We start from the raw sequence: 2,047 nt of genomic DNA, 5'->3' as shown, positions 1-2,047 counted from the left end.
AAAAACTGGCGCAGTTTTGTCAACTGCGCCATAATTGCGCCATGTTTAGGTTGCAACGGCGCCATTACCAATGTCAGCTACCACGGATTTATTGCATAGCATCAAGGCTGCTGAAGCTGGTATTACACTGGCTGAGCTACTGGTTAAGCACCCTGGTATTGCCAGGCGGACTGCGCAACGGACTATCGCGAAGCACATTGCCAGTGGCCAGCTGATAGGGCAGGGTGAAGGCAGGGCTCGTCGCTATTTTGCTGCTGAGCATCGGCCAGCTGTGAGCCACAAATCCGGCAGAGCTGATCATTTCCCGGACTTTATTCCCGTTTCAGCCGATAGTCAGGATATCTTAGCCTACATTGACCAGCCAGTAGAAGCACGTAAGCCGATGGGTTACCAGCATGACTTTTTAGATGCCTACCTCCCTAATAAGACCTGGTATTTGTCTGAATCTCTGCGTCGCCAATTGCATAAAATGGGCAGAACAGTGGATAGTGCAGAGCCTGTAGGCACATACAGCCGTGCGATACTGAGCCGCCTGCTGATTGATTTATCATGGGCGTCGAGTCAGCTTGAAGGCAATACCTATTCCCGTTTGGATACGCGTGAACTTATTGAACAGGGTAAGGCCGCACATGGCAAAGCAGCCATTGAAACTCAGATGATCCTTAACCATAAAACGGCCATAGAATTGCTGGTTGAAAACATAGATAGCGCGGATTTTAGCCGCTACACCATCATGAACCTGCATAGTGCTCTGGCCGAGAACTTACTGGCGAATCCGGCAGATGAGGGGCGTATCCGCCAGCACGCGGTGGATATTGGAAAAAGTGCTTATCGGCCACTTTCCACACCTCAGCAAATTGACATCGTGTTGGATGCAATGCTCAACAAGGCCAACTTAATTCAAGATCCTTTTGAACAGTCCTTTTTCATCATGGTGCATTTGCCCTACTTGCAGCCCTTTGCCGATATCAATAAACGCACCTCGAGACTGGCGGCCAATCTGCCGTTGTTTCGGGCGAACCTGTGTCCGTTGACTTTTCTCGATGTACCGGAGCAGGCTTACAGTAGGGCCACACTGGGCGTGTACGAAATGACCAGAGTGGAACTGTTGCGCGACCTTTACGTGTGGGCTTACGAGCGCTCGACACAAGAGTATCTGGCTATTAAACAAGATTTGGCTGAACCCGATCCTGTTCGGCTGGCCTGGCGTGATTTTATTAAACAAACGATTTATTGCGTGGTCAGCCAACCAGATGCTGAGCCGCTTTCGACTATTCAACGAGCTGTCGTTGAGCAGGTTCCGGAACATGACCGGCCCAAGGTAGAAGCATTGGTTATCGAAGAGCTCCGTCGGCTGCATGAGGGGGTGCTTGCCCGGTATGGCCTTCGCCCTTCGGAGTATCATGTCTGGAGGTCTGCTCATCACCATTGACCGTGGTTTGGCAGAAGCGATGATACAGCTGAATCAAGGTTACCTGAATAAGCAACGGATCATATGCCGTGATGACTACAGCTTTACCATAGCCAAATAAATCCGGCTTTGGCCTTCATGCGATGAGTAGTAGCTGATATAGACTTTACTGCCCTGTAGCACCATGCCAGCGTAACTGCAGTCGCCACCGGAGGGCAGGGCCTGCCATTCGGTCAACTGGCCGCTGTGCCGATCTATCCAGCACAAGCTGGTGCGTACCTGGTTATCGTACAGCCGCACACAGGCCAGCAAGCGGCCATCGGGCAGCTCCAGCCACTCGGGCCCGCCAATACGGCAACCAATATCGCGCCAGTCCCACTGTTGGTAGGGCGGCCTGGCGCGGCCATACAGGCCGTGATCCGGATCGCGGCGTAGCAGGCAGAGCGCGGTGCCATCAGGTTCAAACAACAAGCCACTTTCGTTGGCGTAGCTGCCACTGTAGCAATCTGGGCTGATAGGTTGGTAATCACTGCCGTTGCTGGTGTGATAGGCTCGAATGAAATGTGGTTTGCCGCATTTGTAGCCAATAGCCAAGCCTTGCTGCTGATGCCAGCTTAGCCGCCAGATCCAGATGTT

Annotated in this window: 1 protein-coding gene and 1 pseudogene; one reads left to right on the top strand and one right to left on the bottom strand. The window is 52.5% G+C overall.

Annotated elements, in window-relative coordinates:
- Window positions 1-70 precede the first annotated feature (70 nt).
- Entirely contained in the window at window positions 71-1,432 is a 1,362-nt protein-coding gene (locus JJU14_RS16570; RefSeq protein WP_228614819.1) for a Fic family protein, read from the top strand.
- Between the two features lie 75 nt (window positions 1,433-1,507).
- On the opposite strand, the pseudogene JJU14_RS16565 reads toward JJU14_RS16570, so the two are convergent.
- Window positions 1,508-2,047: pseudogene (locus tag JJU14_RS16565) on the bottom strand (exo-alpha-sialidase); the annotation flags it as partial.

It is taken from the genome of Alkalimonas sp. (assembly GCF_020831925.1).
GTDB lineage: Bacteria > Pseudomonadota > Gammaproteobacteria > Enterobacterales > Alteromonadaceae > Alkalimonas.
This window is presented reverse-complemented; position numbering and strand designations above follow the sequence as displayed.

Bases quoted from the DNA above. Each gene is read 5' to 3' on its own strand.
- JJU14_RS16570 (WP_228614819.1), top strand. From the start codon at position 71: ATGTCAGCTACCACGGATTTATTGCATAGCATCAAGGCTGCTGAAGCT.